Annotated in this window: 16 protein-coding genes; 6 read left to right on the plus strand and 10 right to left on the minus strand. The window is 49.3% G+C overall.

What is annotated here, in order from left to right; all coding sequences use genetic code 11:
• Positions 1-1,181: methionine--tRNA ligase subunit beta (gene metG / locus RSC70_RS14170; protein WP_332542816.1), on the plus strand; the 1,181-nt coding region annotated here is incomplete at its 5' end.
• Between the two features lie 71 nt (positions 1,182-1,252).
• Here metG and cirA read toward each other — a convergent pair.
• The 7 genes from cirA to RSC70_RS14205 form a co-directional block, all read right to left on the minus strand.
• Entirely contained in the window at positions 1,253-3,217 is a 1,965-nt protein-coding gene (gene cirA, locus RSC70_RS14175) for a catecholate siderophore receptor CirA (protein ID WP_130933752.1), read from the minus strand.
• 244 nt (positions 3,218-3,461) lie between these two features.
• Entirely contained in the window at positions 3,462-4,250 is a 789-nt protein-coding gene (locus tag RSC70_RS14180; protein WP_115102320.1) for an ABC transporter ATP-binding protein, read from the minus strand.
• A complete protein-coding gene (locus tag RSC70_RS14185; RefSeq protein WP_040044609.1) occupies positions 4,247-5,329 on the minus strand; it encodes a FecCD family ABC transporter permease in 1,083 nt (360 codons plus the stop codon). The genes RSC70_RS14180 and RSC70_RS14185 overlap by 4 nt, the downstream gene beginning before the upstream one ends.
• Positions 5,330-5,385: 56 nt before the next feature.
• Positions 5,386-6,465, minus strand: a complete 1,080-nt coding sequence (locus RSC70_RS14190) for an ABC transporter substrate-binding protein (RefSeq protein ID WP_227660675.1) — start codon at positions 6,463-6,465, stop codon at positions 5,386-5,388.
• A 321-nt stretch (positions 6,466-6,786) separates the two neighbouring features.
• Positions 6,787-8,271 carry an amino acid permease gene (locus RSC70_RS14195; protein ID WP_130999014.1) on the minus strand — a complete coding sequence of 495 codons (1,485 nt, stop codon included), beginning with the start codon at positions 8,269-8,271 and terminating at the stop codon, positions 6,787-6,789.
• Between the two features lie 199 nt (positions 8,272-8,470).
• Positions 8,471-9,334, minus strand: a complete 864-nt coding sequence (gene yieE / locus RSC70_RS14200) for a DNA-binding transcriptional regulator YeiE (RefSeq protein ID WP_025798153.1) — start codon at positions 9,332-9,334, stop codon at positions 8,471-8,473.
• A 338-nt stretch (positions 9,335-9,672) separates the two neighbouring features.
• A complete protein-coding gene (locus RSC70_RS14205; protein WP_130999013.1) occupies positions 9,673-10,113 on the minus strand; it encodes a universal stress protein in 441 nt (146 codons plus the stop codon).
• A gap of 395 nt (positions 10,114-10,508) precedes the next feature.
• Between RSC70_RS14205 and RSC70_RS14210 the strand changes: the two genes are divergently transcribed.
• The 3 genes from RSC70_RS14210 (at position 10,509) to nfo (ending at position 13,496) form a co-directional block, all read left to right on the plus strand.
• Positions 10,509-10,640: a hypothetical protein gene (locus tag RSC70_RS14210; RefSeq protein ID WP_258801761.1), complete on the plus strand. Its 132-nt coding sequence runs from the start codon at positions 10,509-10,511 to the stop codon at positions 10,638-10,640.
• A 140-nt stretch (positions 10,641-10,780) separates the two neighbouring features.
• Positions 10,781-11,869 (plus strand): YeiH family protein, encoded by a 1,089-nt coding sequence (locus tag RSC70_RS14215; RefSeq protein WP_040044613.1) that lies wholly within the window; start codon positions 10,781-10,783, stop codon positions 11,867-11,869.
• A 769-nt stretch (positions 11,870-12,638) separates the two neighbouring features.
• A complete protein-coding gene (gene nfo / locus RSC70_RS14220; protein WP_063586836.1) occupies positions 12,639-13,496 on the plus strand; it encodes a deoxyribonuclease IV in 858 nt (285 codons plus the stop codon).
• A gap of 76 nt (positions 13,497-13,572) precedes the next feature.
• Here the strand turns inward: nfo and fruA are convergent, their stop codons facing one another.
• The 3 genes from fruA to fruB are packed head-to-tail and all read right to left on the minus strand — an operon-like array spanning position 13,573 to position 17,350.
• Positions 13,573-15,261: a PTS fructose transporter subunit IIBC gene (fruA, locus tag RSC70_RS14225; protein WP_040044615.1), complete on the minus strand. Its 1,689-nt coding sequence runs from the start codon at positions 15,259-15,261 to the stop codon at positions 13,573-13,575.
• 14 nt (positions 15,262-15,275) lie between these two features.
• Positions 15,276-16,214, minus strand: coding sequence for a 1-phosphofructokinase (gene fruK, locus RSC70_RS14230; protein WP_025798139.1), 939 nt, complete (start codon positions 16,212-16,214; stop codon positions 15,276-15,278).
• Positions 16,215-16,216: 2 nt separating this feature from the next.
• Positions 16,217-17,350, minus strand: a complete 1,134-nt coding sequence (gene fruB / locus RSC70_RS14235; RefSeq protein ID WP_131391592.1) for a fused PTS fructose transporter subunit IIA/HPr protein — start codon at positions 17,348-17,350, stop codon at positions 16,217-16,219.
• Positions 17,351-17,610: 260 nt separating this feature from the next.
• Between fruB and RSC70_RS14240 the strand changes: the two genes are divergently transcribed.
• Both RSC70_RS14240 and glnH read left to right on the plus strand, forming a co-directional pair.
• A complete protein-coding gene (locus RSC70_RS14240; RefSeq protein ID WP_332542820.1) occupies positions 17,611-18,039 on the plus strand; it encodes a nucleotide triphosphate diphosphatase NUDT15 in 429 nt (142 codons plus the stop codon).
• Between the two features lie 436 nt (positions 18,040-18,475).
• A complete protein-coding gene (gene glnH, locus RSC70_RS14245; RefSeq protein ID WP_040044618.1) occupies positions 18,476-19,219 on the plus strand; it encodes a glutamine ABC transporter substrate-binding protein GlnH in 744 nt (247 codons plus the stop codon).
• The last annotated feature ends 98 nt before the right edge of the window (positions 19,220-19,317 follow it).

The raw sequence follows: 19,317 nt of genomic DNA on the forward strand, positions 1-19,317 counted from the left end.
CCGAGCTGTATCACTTCATCGGTAAAGACATCGTCTACTTCCATAGCCTGTTCTGGCCAGCCATGTTGGAAGGCAGTAACTTCCGCAAGCCAAGTAACGTATTCGTTCATGGTTATGTCACCGTTAACGGTGCCAAAATGTCCAAATCCCGTGGCACCTTTATTCAGGCGCGCACTTATCTGGATCATTTGGATGCCGATTGCCTACGCTACTACTATGCGGCGAAACTTTCTTCACGTATCGACGATATCGACCTAAATCTGGAAGACTTCGTACAGCGTGTGAATGCCGATATTGTTAACAAAGTCGTGAACTTAGCTTCTCGTAACGCCGGTTTCATCAATAAACGCTTTGGCGGCAAGTTGTCTGAACACTTAGCCGATCCTGCGCTTTATCAGACCTTTGTTGACGCTGCGGATGAAATTGTTCAGGCCTATGAAAGCCGTGAGTCAGGTAAAGCCATTCGTGAAATCATGGCGTTAGCCGATCTGGCCAACCGTTATGTTGATGAACAAGCTCCGTGGGTCGTCGCGAAACAAGAAGGCCGCGATGCCGATTTGCAAGCCATCTGCTCAATGGGAATTAACCTGTTCCGCGTTCTGATGACTTACCTGAAACCGGTTCTGCCTTCATTAAGCGAGCGTACTGAAGCATTCCTGAATACCGAACTGACCTGGGATAGCATCTCCCAACCGTTGCTCGGCCATCAGGTTAACGCTTTCAAAGCGCTGTTTAACCGTATCGAAATGACGAAAGTTGAAGCCATGATTGAAGAAGGCAAAGCCGCTGCGGCAGCCGCCGTTGCAGCATCCAAACCTGCGACGGGTCCATTAGCCGACGAGCCGATTCAAGAGACCATCACCTTTGATGATTTCGCCAAAGTGGATATGCGCATTGCTGAAATCAAAAGTGCCGAGTTCGTTGAAGGTTCGGACAAATTGCTGAAGTTAATGCTGGATCTCGGCGGTGAAACTCATCAGGTATTCTCCGGTATTCGCTCTGCTTATCCAGATCCAAGCGTGTTGGTTGGCCGTTTAACCGTGATGGTGGCTAACTTGGCTCCACGTAAAATGCGCTTCGGCATGTCTGAAGGCATGGTGATGGCCGCAGGCCCTGGCGGAAAAGACATCTTCCTGCTCAGCCCTGACAGCGGTGCACAGCCGGGTCATCAGGTTAAATAATTTCCTGAACTGACAAAAAACCCGCCAGATTGGCGGGTTTTTTTATGCAGTACGTTCAACCAAACAATGAATTAGAACGTGTAATCCGCAGCAACAAAGTAGCGACGGCCTTCTTCGTTATAGCTGTAATCATCACGGTTCAGATCTTTATCCAACAGGTTCAACACGCCCGCGCGCAGCTTCAGATCTTTGGTCATCTGATAAGCACCACCGGTGTTCCAAACGGTATAGCCGCCAGATGATTTATCCGAGCTAGATACGACGCGACGCTTACCGGAATAGTTAGCCGATACATAGAATGACCAATCCTCGATTGGCTTCCAGTCTAACGTACTGTTCGCCGTATGGAACGGTTGGGTACTCAATGGACGATCGTTAGTTAGGTCACGTGCATCGTTGTACGTGTAGTTCATGCTCATGCTTATCGCATCGGTAAAGGGCACTTTCAACTCAGTTTCAACGCCCTTGATGCGCGCTTTATCAACGTTGTAGTAACGGAAAATGGGCTTACCATCTTTATCAAAACCAACAAAGTTTGGATAGGAAGGTGCAGCCGATTTATCCGAAGTACGATTAACGTTAATCATGTCCTTCACATTGTTTTGGAACACCGTCACGCTGGCGTTCACGCCGTCCAACATCCCTTCATCACCAGCATAGTACAAGCCCAGTTCGAAGCTTTCGGACGTTTCAGGATCCAGATCTTTGCTACCGACGATACTACAAGCTCCGCGGCAAGAAGCTGACTGCCAATCAGGGCTCAATTCTAATAACGATGGCGCTTTAAACGCAGTTGCCCAGCCACCTTTTACCGTCACGGTGTCCGTCGCGTTATAAACTAAATAGGCACGCGGGCTCCAGTGAACACCATAATCTTCGTGGTTATCCATACGAACGCCGCCGGTGAAGGCCAACGGCTCGAAGATCCGCCATTCATCTTCCACAAACAGCGCGTATTGATTGGCCGACGTTGAACCGCTGCCCTTCAGATTACCCGGATCGCTCAGTTTATCGTTACGGTATTCACCACCCAGTGTGAATAGCTGATTCAGCTCACCGAGGGGCACAACAACTTTACCGTCGATGGCGTTATTTTTCGCCGTGATACGGTTTTCGTTGTAGTTATCAATCTTTTCACCATAGGCGCGAATTTCGGTGTTCGCTAAATCCCAACGCCCGTTGTGACCAATTGAATAGTTTTGACGTTCCAGACGGTTTTTATCCAAAGAATCAGAATCACGATCCTGACGGTCAAAACCGTAGCCAAAGGTCATGTCCTGATTCGCTTCTGGCGTCCATGCGAACTCAACGTTAGCATCACGCGTGGTGTACCCTTCTATGCGCCCCGATTCGCCCGTTTTGCTGGTCGTCGATTTCTGGGCATCATCTTTTTCGCGCTTGCCCAAATTACCAAAGACTTTTACCCCGAGCACATCATCAATCAACGGGCCGCTGGTATAGAAGCTACCGTTATAGCTATCGCCGCGATCGCGGTGTTCCTGAATAGTGCTATCGGCACTCAGGGAACCGTGCCACTCTTTACCCACTTTACGGGTAATAATGTTCACTACGCCGCCTAAAGCATCAGATCCGTAAAGCGAAGACATTGGGCCGCGCACCACTTCGATACGCTCAATCGCCTCGGCGGGCACCCAGCTTAGGTCATAGTCGTTATGACGGAACACCGCCGTACGTGAGCTGACGCGCTTGCCATCCACCAAAATCAGCGTATAGCTACTGTCCAAACCACGGATACTCACGCCTTTGCGGTTATCACCTTCGTTAGTCAGCTGTACGCCTGGGACTTCTTGCAGAATGTCCTTCAGGTTCTGAATCGGCTTTTTAGCCAAGTCTTCACGCGTAATCACGCTAATACTGGCAGGTGCATCTTTCAGGTTTTGTTCTGTTGCTGAAGCGGTGACAACCATCACGTCATCCCCTTCCGCGGCCATCACTGGTGCTGCTGCGATGAATAACGGTACGCAAAGCCCCCCGCGCAATAAAGTTGCTAACGGGTTAAGTTTTGCCTTAGCCATTTGGTAAATCTCCATGAGGTTAATTTTAAATAATTATTAGAATGATTATTATTTAATAGGTGTAGCGCTCTTATGGCGCCGTTCAGCCCACTTTTTCACTTCAATAAAAATGCCTACTTCTACAAAAATTAAGTTCTGTTTTGGTGATGAACAAAAGCTATCGCGTCGGGCTATCCGTTACGGATAAGCCCTAGTGATTGATTAACAGGCAACGCCGTTGTTTATACGTTTTGCAGGGAAAGGGTTAGATGGAGGGTTCCGCAACCAATCCGTCGATCACAACCTGAGGCATTCCCTGCGAACAGTGTTCTATGCGTCCACGGACGCCATACACGCGAGCCAAACTTTCTGGCGTAATCACTTCAGCGGGTTTGCCATCCGCAATCAGCTTTCCGTTTTCTAACATCAATACATGGTCGCCATGGCGCAGCGCGATATTGATATCGTGTACTACCACCACGGTGACAATATTGCGGCGTGCGGTCTCGCGGCGCACCAAATCCATTACGTGGAACTGATAATTCAAATCCAACGCACTCAGCGGTTCATCAAGCAGCAACAGCGAAGGCTGGCGAATCAATGATTGCGCCAATCCCACCAACTGCTTTTGACCGCCAGACAGCTGATCCAAATAGCTCAGCGCTAAATGGGAAATCCCAAGCTGCTCCAGCAAATGCATCACTTCCGTTTCATTGCCTTGGCGACCCAGACCACCTGACGCTCGCTGCGCCACGATAATGGATTCCAATACATGAAGATGAACGCCCGCAGGCAGAGACTGTGGCAAATAAACCACCTGCTTGGCACGTTCGCTGAATGGCTGTGCCATCAGATCGTTGCCATCCAGCAAAAGCTGCCCGGAAGCGCGATTTAATCCCGCTAAAGAGCGCAGCAGCGTGGATTTTCCGCAGCCGTTTGGCCCTAACAGCACGGTGATTTTCCCGCGCGGCAGCGTAGATACACACAGGTCCTCAATCACCGCACGGCGCGGATACCCCGCATTGAAATGCGAAATTTCTAATCCAAGGTTCATACATTCCCCCGATGGCGCAAAATGATGCTTAGGAAGAAAGGTACGCCCACCAGCGATGTCACAATGCCAACCGGAATAATCACACCAGGGATCAGATTTTTTGACGCCACGGACGCCATCGACAGCACCAGCGCGCCAATCAATGCGCTGGCCGGTAAATAAAATCGATGATCTTCACCGAAGATCAAACGGGCAATATGCGGAGCCACTAAGCCAATAAAACCAATCGGCCCCACAAACGCCACGGCTAATGCAGACAAAATACTGATGCGCAGCAATGTGCCTAAACGCAGACGTTTAACGTCAATACCAAAACTCACGGCGCGATCTTCACCTAAACGCAGCGCGGTTAATTTCCACGAGCTCATCATTGAAATCGGCATCAGAATGGCAAAGGCCAACAGCAAAATGCCCAGTTTTTCCCATGAGGCGCGCGCGAGGCTACCCATGGTCCAAAAAACCAAGCCTTGCAACGTATCTTCCGTGGCAATGAACTGCATCATCGAAACTAAAGCGTTAAAGGTAAAGACCAGCGCAATACCAAACAGCACCACGCCCGATGTCGCAACCCGCGTCCAGCGCGTAATACCGTCCAACATCAATGCCGCAAACAGCGCGAAGATAAAGGCGTTTGCGGAGATAAACCACTGATCGGGGATACCCGGAAAACCAATGCCCAAAACAATAGCCAGTGCGGCACCAAAGGCCGCCGCGGAAGATACGCCCAGCGTGAACGGGCTGGCCAGCGGGTTATTCAGGATGGTTTGCATCTCAGCACCGGCTAGCCCTAACGCTAAGCCAACAACGATAGCCATCAACGCATAAGGCAGACGAATATCCCAAACAATAACGCGGGTGCCTGCATCCGCGATTTCGGGCTGCCACAGCGTTTGCCATAACGTACTTAATGACAAACCAGAAGGCCCCATAGTGAAATCAAGGATTAGCGATCCTAAAATAGCTAAAACGATGACGCCCATTATCATCAAACGATGACGCACAATACGCTGGTAGTGACCTTTGACTTCGCTGGCATCGTAACGTTTTGCAGCGCTCATTGGCTCAGTGGTTGAACTCATGTTGTTACCTGTGACAGGTCACCCCTGCTGGCGGCGGCTGGCAGGAGTGATTCTTATTACTGATTCGACGCTTTAGCATCAACCCAATAGGTGCCGCTTGGGTCGACAGCAAGGAACTGCTGATACATGGAATCCATGGTCTTTTTAGGATCTAACGAAGCAAACTTCTCTGGATAAATCCATTTAGCAAAGGCTTGAACCGCCAAAACGTTATACGGCGAGTTGTAATAGCTGTGCCAGATAGCATGAGAATTGCCATCCTGCACCGCTTTCAATGTGCTGATACCGGTGCGCTGCATCGCCGAGTTCAAGCTGTCTCTTGCCTGCTGCTCGGTAACCTTCGCACCTAATTTAATACCGGGATCTTTAGCATCAGGAGCTTTCGCACCGCTAGCAATGTAAACATCTGGATTCGCTGACAGCACTTTTTCAAGGTTGATTTGCCCAAGCGCGCCCGGCAGTAAGCCTTTCGCGATGTTGTTACCACCGGCCAAATCAATGAAATCACCCATATTGCCGTTACCCGCGGTACCGCAGCAGTCATCGCTGGTCGCAGCTTTTAGCTCAATGAAAACGCTAGGCTTTTGGCTATCAGGGATCTTGCTGGTGACATCAGTAACCAAGCGCACGTTATCTTGATAGAAATTGATGTAATTCTCAGCCTGCTGCTCACGGTGCAGAACTTTGCCCAGCAAACGCATACTCGGTAAGGTATTTTTCAGCGGTGAAGTACGGAAATCGACAAACACGACCGGCACACCGGCTTTTTCTAGCTGTTTCACCAGTTGGCTATCGCGGCCAGGACCATGGCCTGAGAGGCCGAAGATCGCCACGTCAGGATTTAGCGTCAATACTTTTTCTGGGCTGACGCTATCTGCGGTAGTGTTACCAATCAGAGGGATTTTATCGATTTCAGGGAATTTAGCCTGATAGACAGAGTATGTCTGTGGATCGAGTTTGCGGAAGTCACCTTGCCAACCCACAATGCGGTCGAACGGTTTTTTGCCTTCAAGCAGGGAGACTGCATAGAATAAACGCCCTTCTCCAAGGAGAATTCGGTCAACCTTAGCCGGGATTTCTACGCTACGCCCGGCGATATCCGTTACCGTGGCAGCCCAAGAACTGATACTTCCCATCAGAGTCGCCGCAGCGAGTAATTGAATACCCCAACGCGATTTTCTTCCATTAACGGTGTCTTTCACCTTCACCACTCCTGCTCTAATTCCATAAGTGCACAAAATGGTAAAGCAAATGATAATACTTATCAATGTGATTTATTGGTTTTATTACCCTTATTTCTTATATTGTTAAATCCGATAACTTATTCATTTCACAGCCCTTTTAATTAGAAAGGTTATTATTTCTTTTTTAGTTATTTTCTGCGAATTCCGTTTAGCGTTTCCCCATACGCAAAAAGGCGACCCAAAGGTCGCCTTTAAAATGATGAACGATCAGTATCAGTCGTCGATCTTAGTCACTGGAAATTCCATCTCGCTATAGGGAACAAAATGCGTTCCTTTCACTAGCTTGTAGCCGAACCAAATAATCAGGAACAGCGGCAAACCGATGTACGTTGCCGTTACGCCATACCAATCGATACGGTCGTCGAGGAACGCTTCGTAGTTCTGACCGAGCGTAATAATCAGACACAGTATAAAGGCAAAGATTGGCCCAATGGGGAAGAACCCTGACTGATAAGGCAGCGCGTTCAGATCCAGCCCTTTTCTGACATAGCCACGACGGAAACGATAATGGCTGATGGCAATCCCAAGCCAGGCGATAAAGCCCGTCATGCCTGAAGTATTCAACAACCACAGGTACACTTCTTGGTTACCAAACATCGAGGTCAAGAAGCACAGACCCGCAACAACCGTGGTCGCATACAGCGCGTTACGCGGAACACCACCCTCAGAAAGCTTAGCAAAAATACGCGGTGCTTTGCCTTCAGAGGCCAGCGTAAACAGCATACGCGTTGAGGCATACATCCCCGAGTTACCCGCAGACAGCACCGCTGTCAGGATAACGGCGTTCATTACCGCAGCCGCAGACAACAGACCCGCATTCTGGAACACCAACGTAAACGGACTCACAGAGATATCTTTCACGTCGTTACGTAACAGGTTTGGATCGGTGTAAGGAATAATCAGGCTGATAATCAAGATCGCCAGCACATAGAACAGCAGGATACGCCAAAATACCTGACGAATTGCCATTGGAATGTTCTTGCCCGGATCTTTAGATTCACCCGCAGCAATACCGATAAGCTCTGTTCCTTGGAACGAGAAGCCAACGATCATCGCCACACCGATCATAGAGGCGAAGCCTCCCGCAAACGGCGCATCACCAATCGTCCAGTTATGGAAACCGGCCTGCTCTCCTCCTTTCAAGATACCCGCAATCATCGCCACACCGACAATGATGAAGATGATGACCGTTGTCACTTTAATCAGAGAGAACCAATATTCCGCTTCACCAAAACCTTTAACGGAGATGTAGTTCAGCAAGAACATCAAGCCAAGGAATAGCGCACTCCAAATCCAGCCTGGTGTGTCGGGGAACCAATACCCCATCACAAGCTGCGCTGCCACCAAGTCAACCGCGATAGTTACCGCCCAGTTGTACCAATAGTTCCAACCTAGCGCAAAGCCGAAGCCTTCTTCTACGTAGCGTGAACCGTAGGTAGAGAATGAGCCTGATACCGGCATAAATGCCGCCAGCTCACCCAAACTGGTCATTAAGAAATACACCATCAAACCGATGATGATATAAGAAAGCAAAGCGCCGCCTGGCCCTGCTTGTGAAACGGTAGCACCTGATGCAACAAATAGCCCAGTACCGATAGAACCGCCGATAGCAATCATCGACAGATGCCGCGCTTTTAACTCCCGGCGCAGCGCCGGTGCTCGCCCCGTGGAGGAGGTCTTAGTGTTTGTCTGAGCCATTAGAACCCTATATCTGCTCTATAATTATTAAAGAGGACGAATTGTAACAAATCCGGCCCCTGCATAAAGTAACAATCTGATCTTATTAGAGAGCTTCATGATTGCCGGTAGATTATTAGCATCAGCTGTTAATCCACTGTTAAGTGTAGCGTCTATTTGTTCATCTGCTATTGCTAAAAGATGAATCGTCTCTGAGTGCCTAGCTACAGTAGCTTAAGAAACGTTCGAGCGCCTTGGACATATGCTTTTGGCGGTGATGAATAAGATAAAGCGCGCGGTTAAGCCGCGGCAGCGGTACCGGAACTTCTACCAATACACCCGTTTGCAACTGCTCTTCAATGACGCGACGTGACAAACAGCTAATACCGATGCCATAGCGCACCGCATGCTTGATGGCCTCTGAGTTTCCTAACTCCATCACTAAATCAAAGTGCGACAGGTGCGACAGCAGAATATGCTCGACCACCTCACGCGTGCCCGACCCAGCCTCACGCAGTATCCACGGTGCCTGAGCTAGGGCATCTAACGTAACCGGAGCTTGTAAAAGCGGATGGTCTGGCGCGGCAAACACCACTAATTCATCTTGTTGCCATGTCTGAGTTAATAAATCAGGCATATGGCATGGGCCCTCAATCAGCCCTAAATCCACGCGGAAATCGGCAACCGCATTAATCACATCTCGGCTATTACCCACATTCAGCTCAAGCGGAACCGCAGGAAAATCTCGGCGATAGCCGGCAATCATTTTGGGCAGAATATAGTTACCAATCGTACTACTCGCCGCTATCCGCAACGCGCCCGCTTCACTTTGGAACAGATGCTCAATTTCACCCGCCTGCTCCAGTAAAGCCATGGCTTTGGGATAGAGCAAACGACCGTGCTCATTAACAACCAAACGCTTTCCCACTCGGTCAAACAAACGCACCGAGAGCTGGGTTTCCAAATCAGATAACGCAGCGCTCACCGCTGATTGAGAAAGGGAAAGCGCGCTCGATGCTTGGGTCGTCGAGCCACACTTAAGAACTTCGGTAAAAACTTCCAGCTGGCGCAAGGTAATGTGCATAAAAAAGATCCAAGGCAGTCAAAATATATTTATAAAATGTATGCCCTATGCCTGTCTGCGCAGCATATATCAGCCTCCAACATAGAGGGCTAGGGATATGCGAAGTATAACGCGAATGCCCCTATTTATAGGAGGCTTAACGATAATTTAAGATTTTAAGCTAATAGTTGCCATTAGAGACTACCGAGTACTTACGGCAGCAATGTGAGTAATACGAATGAATTTGCATGGTAATAATCTTATTCTCCGTGATTGCATATTGGTTACGCAACTATGCGAAACAACCACGGAGCACTCTATGTCTATAATGCTAGGCGCAGCGCCTGGCTAACTTGCTCTTAGCGAACGACAAGCACCGAGGTCTTAGCATGTCGCACAACACGCGCTGCATTAGAACCAATCAAATAAGTCGACATGCTTGGACGGCGCGAGCCTACGACAATTAAATCCGCGCTACACGCTTCGGCCTCTTTCAAAATTTCATCATAAATCGAACCCCACGTCACCATGACGGAGACTTGATCTGATGACAAATCAAGGGAAGCGCCCAGTGCCTCTAGCTCTTTATGCACTTTAGCTGTGGCGTCATCCTGAATTTTCATTAATTGCTGAGGATGCTCACCCATATAATATGTTGGGATAGAAGGACGTACGTTCATCAAGCGAATTTTAGCATGTGACATTTTAGCCAGATGGGCCGCATGGTTAAGCGCCCCTTCGGTAAGCTTGGGTTCTTCGATATCAACAGGAACCAGAATGACTTTATAGGCGTAATCCATTTCACTTCTCCTTCTGTTCAACATGTGTCGTTCACCTCCCTCTGTAATAACACATTTGAACGGTCAATTGATATTTCAGCCACGAAAGTGTGAGGTGTGGCTTAAATAGCGTCGCATGCGTTTAGCGCGGTTATCGCCTAACCAACAAACTTCATAATAAATACTTTACTTCTCCATATTTACTCCACATTTAAAGAAACATTTAATTAATAACAATCAATTATTTAGATATTAATCCATTTAAGATTAAACCTATATTTTGGCTGAAATTCAAATACTATTCTGCTTTCAAAATAGCTATTCCAATAGGTCTTATAAAATGAAAAGCATGGTTAAAATTGCAGCATTGTTATTAATATCAGCATCATTAACTGGGTGCATTGTTAGAGGTCATCATGGCCATTCATCCCCACCACCGCATTACGATTGGCACCAAGGCAACGGTTCCCATAACAACGGTGGAAACCATGGTAATCATCATGGCAACGGCGGCCATAACGGTGGTCATCATCGCTAATTTGGCGTAACCGGCAGAGACTTTCTCTGTCGGTTATCCATCCGCATTACCACTTATACCGTTAGGTTATAAATATATAATCAATTTCTTTTTTAAGCCTTTTGTCGCTACTCTATTCGCATCAGTAATACAGCAATAGGTACGATAGCCATGCACGCAAACAGTGCTTTCGAACAAAAAAATTCTCCTCATTATTTCCATGCACTTGGAAATTTGCTTCCTGGGCTCGTTCTTGCTGGCGCTATCACCGCCGTTGCCATGTGGGCCGGCAATATCGCTTGGGTTGAAAATCTCGGTTTCGGTGCTCTGACGCTGGCCATCATCTTCGGGATTATTTTAGGTAATACGATCTACCCCAGCATTGAAGCACCCTGCGCCGTCGGGGTTCATATTTCTAAACAGAAGCTCCTGCGTTTAGGGATCATTCTGTATGGTTTCCGTCTGACGTTTCAGCAAATTGCCGACGTTGGTATGACCGGGATCGTCACTGATGCCATCACGTTAACATCCACTTTTTTGCTGGCCATGTGGGTCGGACGTAAAGTGTTTGGTATGGATAGCCAAACCGTGATGCTGATCGGTGCCGGTAGCAGTATTTGCGGCGCAGCGGCCGTCATGGCAACAGAACCCGTAGTGAAAGCCGACGCGAGCAAAGTGGCCGTTGCGGTGTCTACCGTGGTCATTTTCGGTACTATCGCGATCTTTTTCTACCCGTGGCTGTACCAGCTCAATGAGCATTACCAATGGTTGCAAACCACGCAGGAAGGCTTCGGTATTTACATCGGCTCCACGATCCATGAGGTTGCGCAGGTGGTTGCAGCAGGACGAGCCATCAGCGATGAAGCTGGTAACGCGGCCGTTATCACAAAGATGATCCGCGTGATGATGCTGGCTCCGTTCCTCGTCATCTTATCCAGCTTTATTGCACGCAGTGTGCCAAGCAGCAAACAGAGTGCGACTAAACAAAAATCAGCCATCACCATTCCATGGTTTGCGGTGTTCTTTATTGTCGTCGCTGGTTTTAACTCATTCGACCTGCTGCCTGCGGCGCTCGTGCATCAGCTCATTACCTTGGACACCATTTTGCTGGCCATGGCGATGGCTGCGTTAGGCCTAACCACCCATATCAGCGCAATCCGTCAGGCAGGGATCAAGCCAATCTTGCTGGCGAGTATTTTGTTTGTTTGGTTGGTGGTTGGTGGGGCGTTGATTAATCATTTTGTGGGGATGTGGATATAGGTAACGCTTGTATAAAGCGGTGGTGTAAGGTTTCGACTGCCAAGTGCCTATGCTGAATTGGTGTAAGGTTTCGTTCGCCTATCCGCCACTGCATTCACATACAAACTAAGTAGAAGGCGACCGAGTCGGGTGCGCCAGCGCGCGCACCCAACACCCGCGCGCTCTTATCCGAGACGCCATCTCCGCGCCGGGTCGGCATGCGCCATCCCTGGCGCCTCCTCCCCTCGTGAAAACATCCTGTTTTCACTGCTCTAAATGCCACGACTTAAACTCAAAAAAAGATAGAGCTTTTGTCTTTTGGGTTTGACCTTCTCCGGCACGTTGTTCTTCAGCCGAATTGAGGAATGCAGGCTAGGATTTGCCGACTGGACGTCGGCAAAAGAGCGACGGAGGCATGGATGCCGATTGTCGCTCGTTCCGTTAAAGCCGGAATGACGAGATGAGGGAACCTGCGAAGCTGGCTGAAGAACGGTGCCAAGCCGGGTTGTTAGGGGGCGGCGATTGGCCCCCTAACACGGACGCCTGCACGATGCACAGGCAGAATTCGGAGTTTTAGGCGGACGTAACTTTACACCACACTTGAGCTATAAAGGCAATTGAGCCGCCTTACTCGAACGTCTGTACGATGCTCAGATAGAATTCAGGATTTTAGGCGGACGTAACAACACTATTCCCAAATTGATCATTAAGCTCCACATATATCCCTCCTTCCCCTCTACACCCACCTCCCCATCAATGCCATAATGCCTCCCAAAATGAGGAGAAAAAAATGAAATTTGTTGGAGCCCATGTCAGTGCCTCCGGCGGCGTTGATCAGGCCGTCATTCGCGCACACGAATTAAATGCAACGGCGTTTGCGCTGTTCACCAAAAATCAGCGCCAGTGGAAAGCCGCGCCGCTTAGCAGCGACGTTATCGATAAATTTAAATCTGCGTGTGCTCAATATAACTATCAACCCGCGCAAATTCTGCCGCACGACAGCTATCTCATTAATCTTGGGCATCCCGTTGAGGAAGCGCTAGAGAAATCGCGTGACGCTTTTATCGACGAACTAGAGCGTTGCTCTGAGCTGGGTCTGACGCTGCTGAACTTCCATCCTGGCAGCCATTTGATGCAGATTGACGAAGACAAATGCCTCGCACGCATCGCCGAGTCCATCAATATCGCTTTAGATAAAACTCAGGGTGTCACCGCCGTGATTGAAAACACCGCGGGTCAGGGCAGCAACCTCGGTTTTCGCTTCGAACATTTAGCCGCCATTATCGATGGGGTTGAAGACAAATCACGCGTCGGTGTTTGTATCGACACCTGTCATGCCTTTGCCGCAGGATACGATTTACGTACAGAGGAAGAGTGCAGCAAAACTTTTGCTCACTTTGAGCGCATCGTTGGCTTTAACTACCTGCGCGGTATGCATCTTAACGATGCGAAGAGCGCCTTTGACAGCCGTGTCGACCGCCATCACAGCTTAGGTGAAGGTAACATTGGCAAAACGGCCTTTAGTTGGATCATGCGCGATCCGCGCTTTGACGGAATTCCATTGATTTTAGAAACCGTCAATCCTGATATCTGGGCCGAAGAAATTGCTTGGTTGAAAGAACAAGAATCTGCAGAACAGGCCGCATAACTGTTCTGAACACAGAAATAGCTAAAAAAATGGGTGCCACATGGGCACCCATTTTCATATCAGCGATAACGGTGAGTTACGCTAATTTCTCTTCCGCAATTTCCACGTCAGGACGTTTCAGCAGTGCGTACAAACCACCGGCCAGAAGCGTACCCGCCACAATCGCAATCAAATATTGAATCACTGGAGTGATTGCCCCAGGAATAAGCAATACGAACAGGCCGCCGTGTGGAGCCATCAGTTTTGCCCCAAAGAACATCGACAACGCACCAGTCAACGCACCGCCCGCGATACAGCAAGGCAGAACACGCATTGGGTCACGCGCAGCAAACGGAATTGCCCCTTCGGAGATGAAGCACAGCCCCAGAACCAGCGCTGCTTTGCCACCTTCGCGTTCGCTTTGGGCAAACTTATTACGTGCAACCAACGTCGCAAAGCCCATCGCCAACGGAGGCACCATACCTGCGGCCATAATCGCCGCCATCGGTGCATAGGTCTGGGTACTCAGCAGCGCTACGCCAAAGGCATAAGCCGCTTTGTTCACAGGACCACCCATATCGGTACACATCATTGCGCCTAAAATAGCACCCAAGATCACCGCGTTAGCCGTACCCATCGCCTGTAGCCAGTGTGTCAGACCTTCCATAATGGCGGCAACTGGTTTACCAACGATGTAAATCATCGCCAAGCCGGTGATCAAGCTCGCAACCAATGGAATGATCAGGATAGGCTTCAGCGCTTCCATACTTTGCGGCAAATGCAATTTGGAGCTGATGGCTTTCGCCACATAGCCTGCCAAGAAACCAGCGATAATGCCGCCTAAGAATCCTGCACCAGTGCTTACCGCCAACATCCCGCCAATCAGACCCGGCGTTAAGCCCGGACGGTCAGCAATGGAGAATGCAATGTAACCCGCCAATACCGGCACCATCAGTGCGAAGGCTGAACCACCACCGATCTGCATCAACGCAGCAGCCAACGTGCCCTGCTGTTTAAACGCTTCAATACCGAACACGAACGACAGCGCGATACACAAACCACCGGCCACCACCATTGGCAGCATATAGGAAACACCGGTCAGCAAATGACGATATGCCCCTGCGCTTTCTTTCTTCTTGCTAGAAGTCGACGAGGTCGATTTCATCGCCGTAAAGGTTTCAGATTCCACCAGCGCTTTATCCAACTCCTGCGCGGTTTTCTTCAACGCTAAGCCGGTAGACGTGCGGTACATCGGTTTGCCAGAAAACTTGTTCAGGTCAACTTCAATATCCGCAGCCACAATCACGAGATCCGCAGCGGCAACTTCTTCTGGTGTGATTTCGTTACCTGCGCCCACGGAACCGCGCGTTTCGACTTTTACCCACCAACCACGTTTTTTTGCTTCAGCCTCAATGGCTTCAGCAGCCATAAAGGTATGAGCGACGCCGGTTGGACATGCCGTTACCGCCACCACTCGCATTTGGCCTTTGGCCGGAGCAGCAACCGCCGCGTTAACAAACTGGTAAGGCTGAGCTTCTGCTTTTGCCTGAGCCAAGAACGCTTCGGGTTCACGAATTGCTTTTTCTGCGCTGCCGACAAACAGGCGTTTGCCGTTTAACGTCGCATCCTGAGGCTGTTCATCACCGATAACAACAATCAGCTCGGCATCCTGAGCCGCCTCAACCAGCGTGATATCCTGTTTTGCTACAACACTTTCCAGCATGCGCTTAGCGAGATAGCTACGAGCCTGTCCCTGAGCGCCTTCGGTTAACAATAAGGTTTTCATGTGGCCATCCTCAATTAATTAAAAGGCTTCAGGTCAACACGCGCCATCATGGCGGCCAACTGGGTACGATCGGAAATGCCGACGTTGCTTTGGCTTACGGCCAGTGCAGCCACCGCCGTTGCCAAGCGCAGCGTATGATCGCTGGATTCGCGCATCATCAGACCATAGATCAACCCGCCAACCATGGAGTCACCGGCACCGACCGTGCTAACAACTTCACAGGCTGGTGGTTTCGCCAACCATGCACCTGATGCGTTAACCCACAGCGCGCCTTCAGCACCGAGAGAAATCACCACGTGGGCAATGCCCTGATCGCGCAGCGCATGGGCCGCACCCACCACATCATCCAGCGTTGGCAATTCACGGCCAGCCCAGATTTCTAATTCACGACGGTTAGGTTTTACTAACCAAGGCGCAGCTTTTAAGCCTGCAACCAGCGCTTCACGGCTGCTATCAAAAATGATGCACGGGCATTGGCTACGCAGGCGACGCATCCAATCGGTGAAGTCATCAGGGTCAACGCCAGCCGGAAGGCTGCCGCTCACACAAACCATATCGAACTGTCCCAGCCAGCTTAGAGAATCGTTAACAAAACGCTCCCAGTCCTGCTTGGTCACTTCAAAGCCGGAGAAGTTAAAGTCAGACACTTCGCCATCTTTTTCGGTCAACTTCACGTTGATACGTGTACGGCCCGCAACGACCTGAAAACGGTTGGCGATGCCCAGCTCACTGAACAACTGCTGAAATCCGTCTTGGTTCTCTTTGCCAAGGAAACCGCCTACTGTCACGTCAATACCGAGATCTTTCAGCACTTTGGCAACGTTAATGCCTTTACCCGCGGCATGCAGGCCGGCGGTCTGAACGCGGTTTACTTCGCCACGCTCAATTTCCGCGCAATAGCCAACCAAGTCATAGGCCGGATTAAGTGTAATTGTTGCTACTCTTCTGCTCATTCTTATGCCCCTTCGCCTAGACCATCATTGATAGCCTGACCAATTGCTTCTAATGCTTGCGCCGCGTCGCTACCGTTGGCAGTGAAACGCAGTCGATGACCTTTTTTAACGCCCAGCGCGACAACTTTCATCAGGCTGCGCCCATTTGCAGGAACCCCAGAACCGTCCAGATTGGTGACGGTGATCTGGCTTTCAAATTTCTTAATGGTGTTAACCAGCAGCGTGCCGGGACGAGCGTGTAAACCATGCTCGTTACGCAGCACGAATTCAGCGCTGACGACGGAATCTTCTTCCGCAACATCACTGGTCAGCAAAGCCACCAGCGACGCGGCATCAGCCGCTTTCAGCAAACGTTCGGCTTGATTGTTTTGCAACAACGCACTCAGATAACCCAGCATGCCTTCAGGCTGTGCATCGGCCATCGCTACGGTCAGCAACAATCCAACCTGCTCGCCATCCACTTCAAAAGGAGTTTGTGGGCGCGCAGCCGCTGCGGCGCTTGCCTGATTGCCGAGCGCGCTGTCGCTGAGCCAAATGCCTTGCCCCAGATTTAGCGGCGCACGAGTAATCACATCGCTGACAAACTCTGCGTTAACGGCGCCTGCCTGCTGTAAACGACCGGCGTTGATGGCTTGCAACGTCATCAGGCTGTCAGCGGCAATATCTAAGGCCACCATAGTTGCATCAAAACGGAAAGCCGCGACGCTTCTTTCGCCCATCAGCAAGCTGCGCAACTCTTCTGCTGAAGTGGTTTGCGCCATCTGTTGCGCCACGCTGTCATCGCTTAACACATGCGTCAGCTGACGCAGCAAAGCCAGATGTTCATCAGAACGAGCCGCGATACCAATCACAACGTAGGCTCTTTGCCCTTCGCTCCACTCAACGCCTTGCGGGAACTGGAAAACTTTCACCCCCGTTTTCAGCACCATTTCGCGGGTATCGGTGGTTCCGTGCGGAATCGCAATCCCACTCCCCAAATAGGTCGAGGTTTGTTTTTCACGATTTAGCATGCCTTGTACGTAGCCTTCGCTTACATACCCAGCCTGAGTCAGTGCTGCTGCAATTTGTTGAATTGCTTCTTCTTTATTACTTGCCGTGGCGGCAAGATGAATATCTTGTGGGGACAGGTGAAACATAAACGCTCCTCTCACACTGGGCAAAATTCAAGATTGAATCGTTTCAGCTCTTTTTGGAAAAAAGTGCGCTGTATTTTCAATAACAGATCGAATACAACGCTGAATCGTTTCGATGAGTTTGGCCTTTGCCCTTTTTATAAGCAAGATATTCGAAGAAGGAGTTTTCTATTTTTTGAAGAACAGCACACTTTTGCTGAAGTGCTGTTATTAAATCAATGAAGCTGAGATAATTTGCTGAAGTTTGCTGATGGAGAGTATCAATGACAGTTAAAGTCGGTGTTGGCGTGATTATCGCCAACCCACAAGGGCAAATATTACTTGGGAAACGCTGCGGTAGCCACGCGCCCTTCTGGTCTATTCCGGGTGGGCACCTAGAAGAAGGTGAAACTTTCGAGCAGGCCGCCATTCGAGAAGTAGAAGAAGAGACAGGGCTGATTGTGGCTGAACCTCGTCTGATCGGCGTGACCAATAATTTAGGCACCTGGATTAACGAAGGCGTACATAACGTCTCCATGATTATGGTCGCCACCTATATGCGCGGCGAACCGCAACTGCGCGAGCCTGAAAAATGCGAGCAATGGCGTTGGTGTAACCCTCAGCGTATGCCTGAGCCATGCTTTGAAGCATGTCGTAACGGTGTTCAGCTTTGGCTAAACGGCGAGTTCTATCATCCACCGAGCACCAAATAATTTTCATCACTACACGTTTAACGCAAAAACACGAAAAGCGGTTACGGCATTTTCAACGCAGAATTTGCCGTATAGTTTTCCAGCCCCAAACGCTTCCCACCCGATAAACGCACTTTTTCAGTGCAAAAAATTCATCTCCCTCAGTAAAAGTTAGATTTAGTTATCACAACTGAAACAAAATTGTTAAATTTAGATTGTGAAATCGGCACTTTTCCCTTAAATCTACTGCAGTGCACCACGAGCGCCACTGACGCACCATAATGGGGCACCAAAAAAATGCAGATATCAGATTAACCTTATACCAATCGGTTAATTTGCACCCACAACATCTAATAACCATTTGATATACATAGAATATAAATAGTTGGCATGATTTTTTCATTACCAATCAAGTAAACACAAATGGGCCATCCCGAAATTTAAGGAATTTTTGCTTATGAAATCTGTAATTAAAGCATCTGTAGCCGCTCTCGCTTTAGCTTTTGCCATGAGCTCTCATGCCGCTGAGAAACAGCTTATCGTGGCTACCGATACCGCATTTGTTCCTTTCGAATTCAAACAGGGTGATAAGTACGTTGGTTTCGACATCGATTTATGGGATGCGATTGCTAAACAGCTGAACCTGTCTTATACCCTCAAGCCAATGGATTTCAGCGGGATTATTCCAGGTCTGCAAACCCGTAACATTGATTTGGCGTTAGCGGGGATCAGCATCACCGACGAACGTAAAAAGGCGATCGACTTCTCCGATGGCTATTACAACAGCGGTCTGCTGGTTATGGTGAAAAAAGATAACAACGACGTAAAAAGCGTGAAAGATCTGAACGGAAAAGTCGTCGCCGTTAAAAGCGGAACTGCCGGTGTTGATTACGCAAAAGCCAACATCAAAACCAAAGACCTACGTCAGTTCCCAAATATCGACAACGCCTATCTTGAGTTAGGCACCGGTAACGCAGACGCCGTGCTGCACGACACCCCAAACATTCTGTACTTCATCAAAACCGCGGGTCATGGCCAATTCAAAGCCGTCGGTGATTCTTTAGAAGCCCAGCAATACGGCATCGCTTTCCCTAAAGGCAGCGATTTACGTGAAAAGGTCAACGGCGCACTAAAAACGCTGCGTGACAACGGTACTTACAATGAAATCTACAAAAAATGGTTCGGCGTAGAACCTAAATAAGCACGTTATTACACAAATATAGCCTGACTCTCTGGAGGCGCTGGCTCATTAGCGTCTCCAGACTTTGACCCATTTAGAAACATATTGCTGTTATTAGT

The organism is Hafnia sp. (assembly GCF_036648275.1).
GTDB lineage: Bacteria > Pseudomonadota > Gammaproteobacteria > Enterobacterales > Enterobacteriaceae > Hafnia > Hafnia alvei.

Coding starts and splice junctions, on each gene's coding strand:
- cirA (WP_130933752.1), bottom strand. CDS start 3,217: ATGGCTAAGGCAAAACTTAACCCGTTAGCAACTTTATTGCGCGGGGGG.
- RSC70_RS14180 (WP_115102320.1), bottom strand. CDS start 4,250: ATGAACCTTGGATTAGAAATTTCGCATTTCAATGCGGGGTATCCGCGC.
- RSC70_RS14185 (WP_040044609.1), bottom strand. CDS start 5,329: ATGAGTTCAACCACTGAGCCAATGAGCGCTGCAAAACGTTACGATGCC.
- RSC70_RS14190 (WP_227660675.1), bottom strand. CDS start 6,465: ATGGGAAGTATCAGTTCTTGGGCTGCCACGGTAACGGATATCGCCGGG.
- RSC70_RS14195 (WP_130999014.1), bottom strand. CDS start 8,271: ATGGCTCAGACAAACACTAAGACCTCCTCCACGGGGCGAGCACCGGCG.
- yieE (WP_025798153.1), bottom strand. CDS start 9,334: ATGCACATTACCTTGCGCCAGCTGGAAGTTTTTACCGAAGTTCTTAAG.
- RSC70_RS14205 (WP_130999013.1), bottom strand. CDS start 10,113: ATGGATTACGCCTATAAAGTCATTCTGGTTCCTGTTGATATCGAAGAA.
- RSC70_RS14210 (WP_258801761.1), top strand. CDS start 10,509: ATGGCCATTCATCCCCACCACCGCATTACGATTGGCACCAAGGCAACG.
- RSC70_RS14215 (WP_040044613.1), top strand. CDS start 10,781: ATGCACGCAAACAGTGCTTTCGAACAAAAAAATTCTCCTCATTATTTC.
- nfo (WP_063586836.1), top strand. CDS start 12,639: ATGAAATTTGTTGGAGCCCATGTCAGTGCCTCCGGCGGCGTTGATCAG.
- fruA (WP_040044615.1), bottom strand. CDS start 15,261: ATGAAAACCTTATTGTTAACCGAAGGCGCTCAGGGACAGGCTCGTAGC.
- fruK (WP_025798139.1), bottom strand. CDS start 16,214: ATGAGCAGAAGAGTAGCAACAATTACACTTAATCCGGCCTATGACTTG.
- fruB (WP_131391592.1), bottom strand. CDS start 17,350: ATGTTTCACCTGTCCCCACAAGATATTCATCTTGCCGCCACGGCAAGT.
- RSC70_RS14240 (WP_332542820.1), top strand. CDS start 17,611: ATGACAGTTAAAGTCGGTGTTGGCGTGATTATCGCCAACCCACAAGGG.
- glnH (WP_040044618.1), top strand. CDS start 18,476: ATGAAATCTGTAATTAAAGCATCTGTAGCCGCTCTCGCTTTAGCTTTT.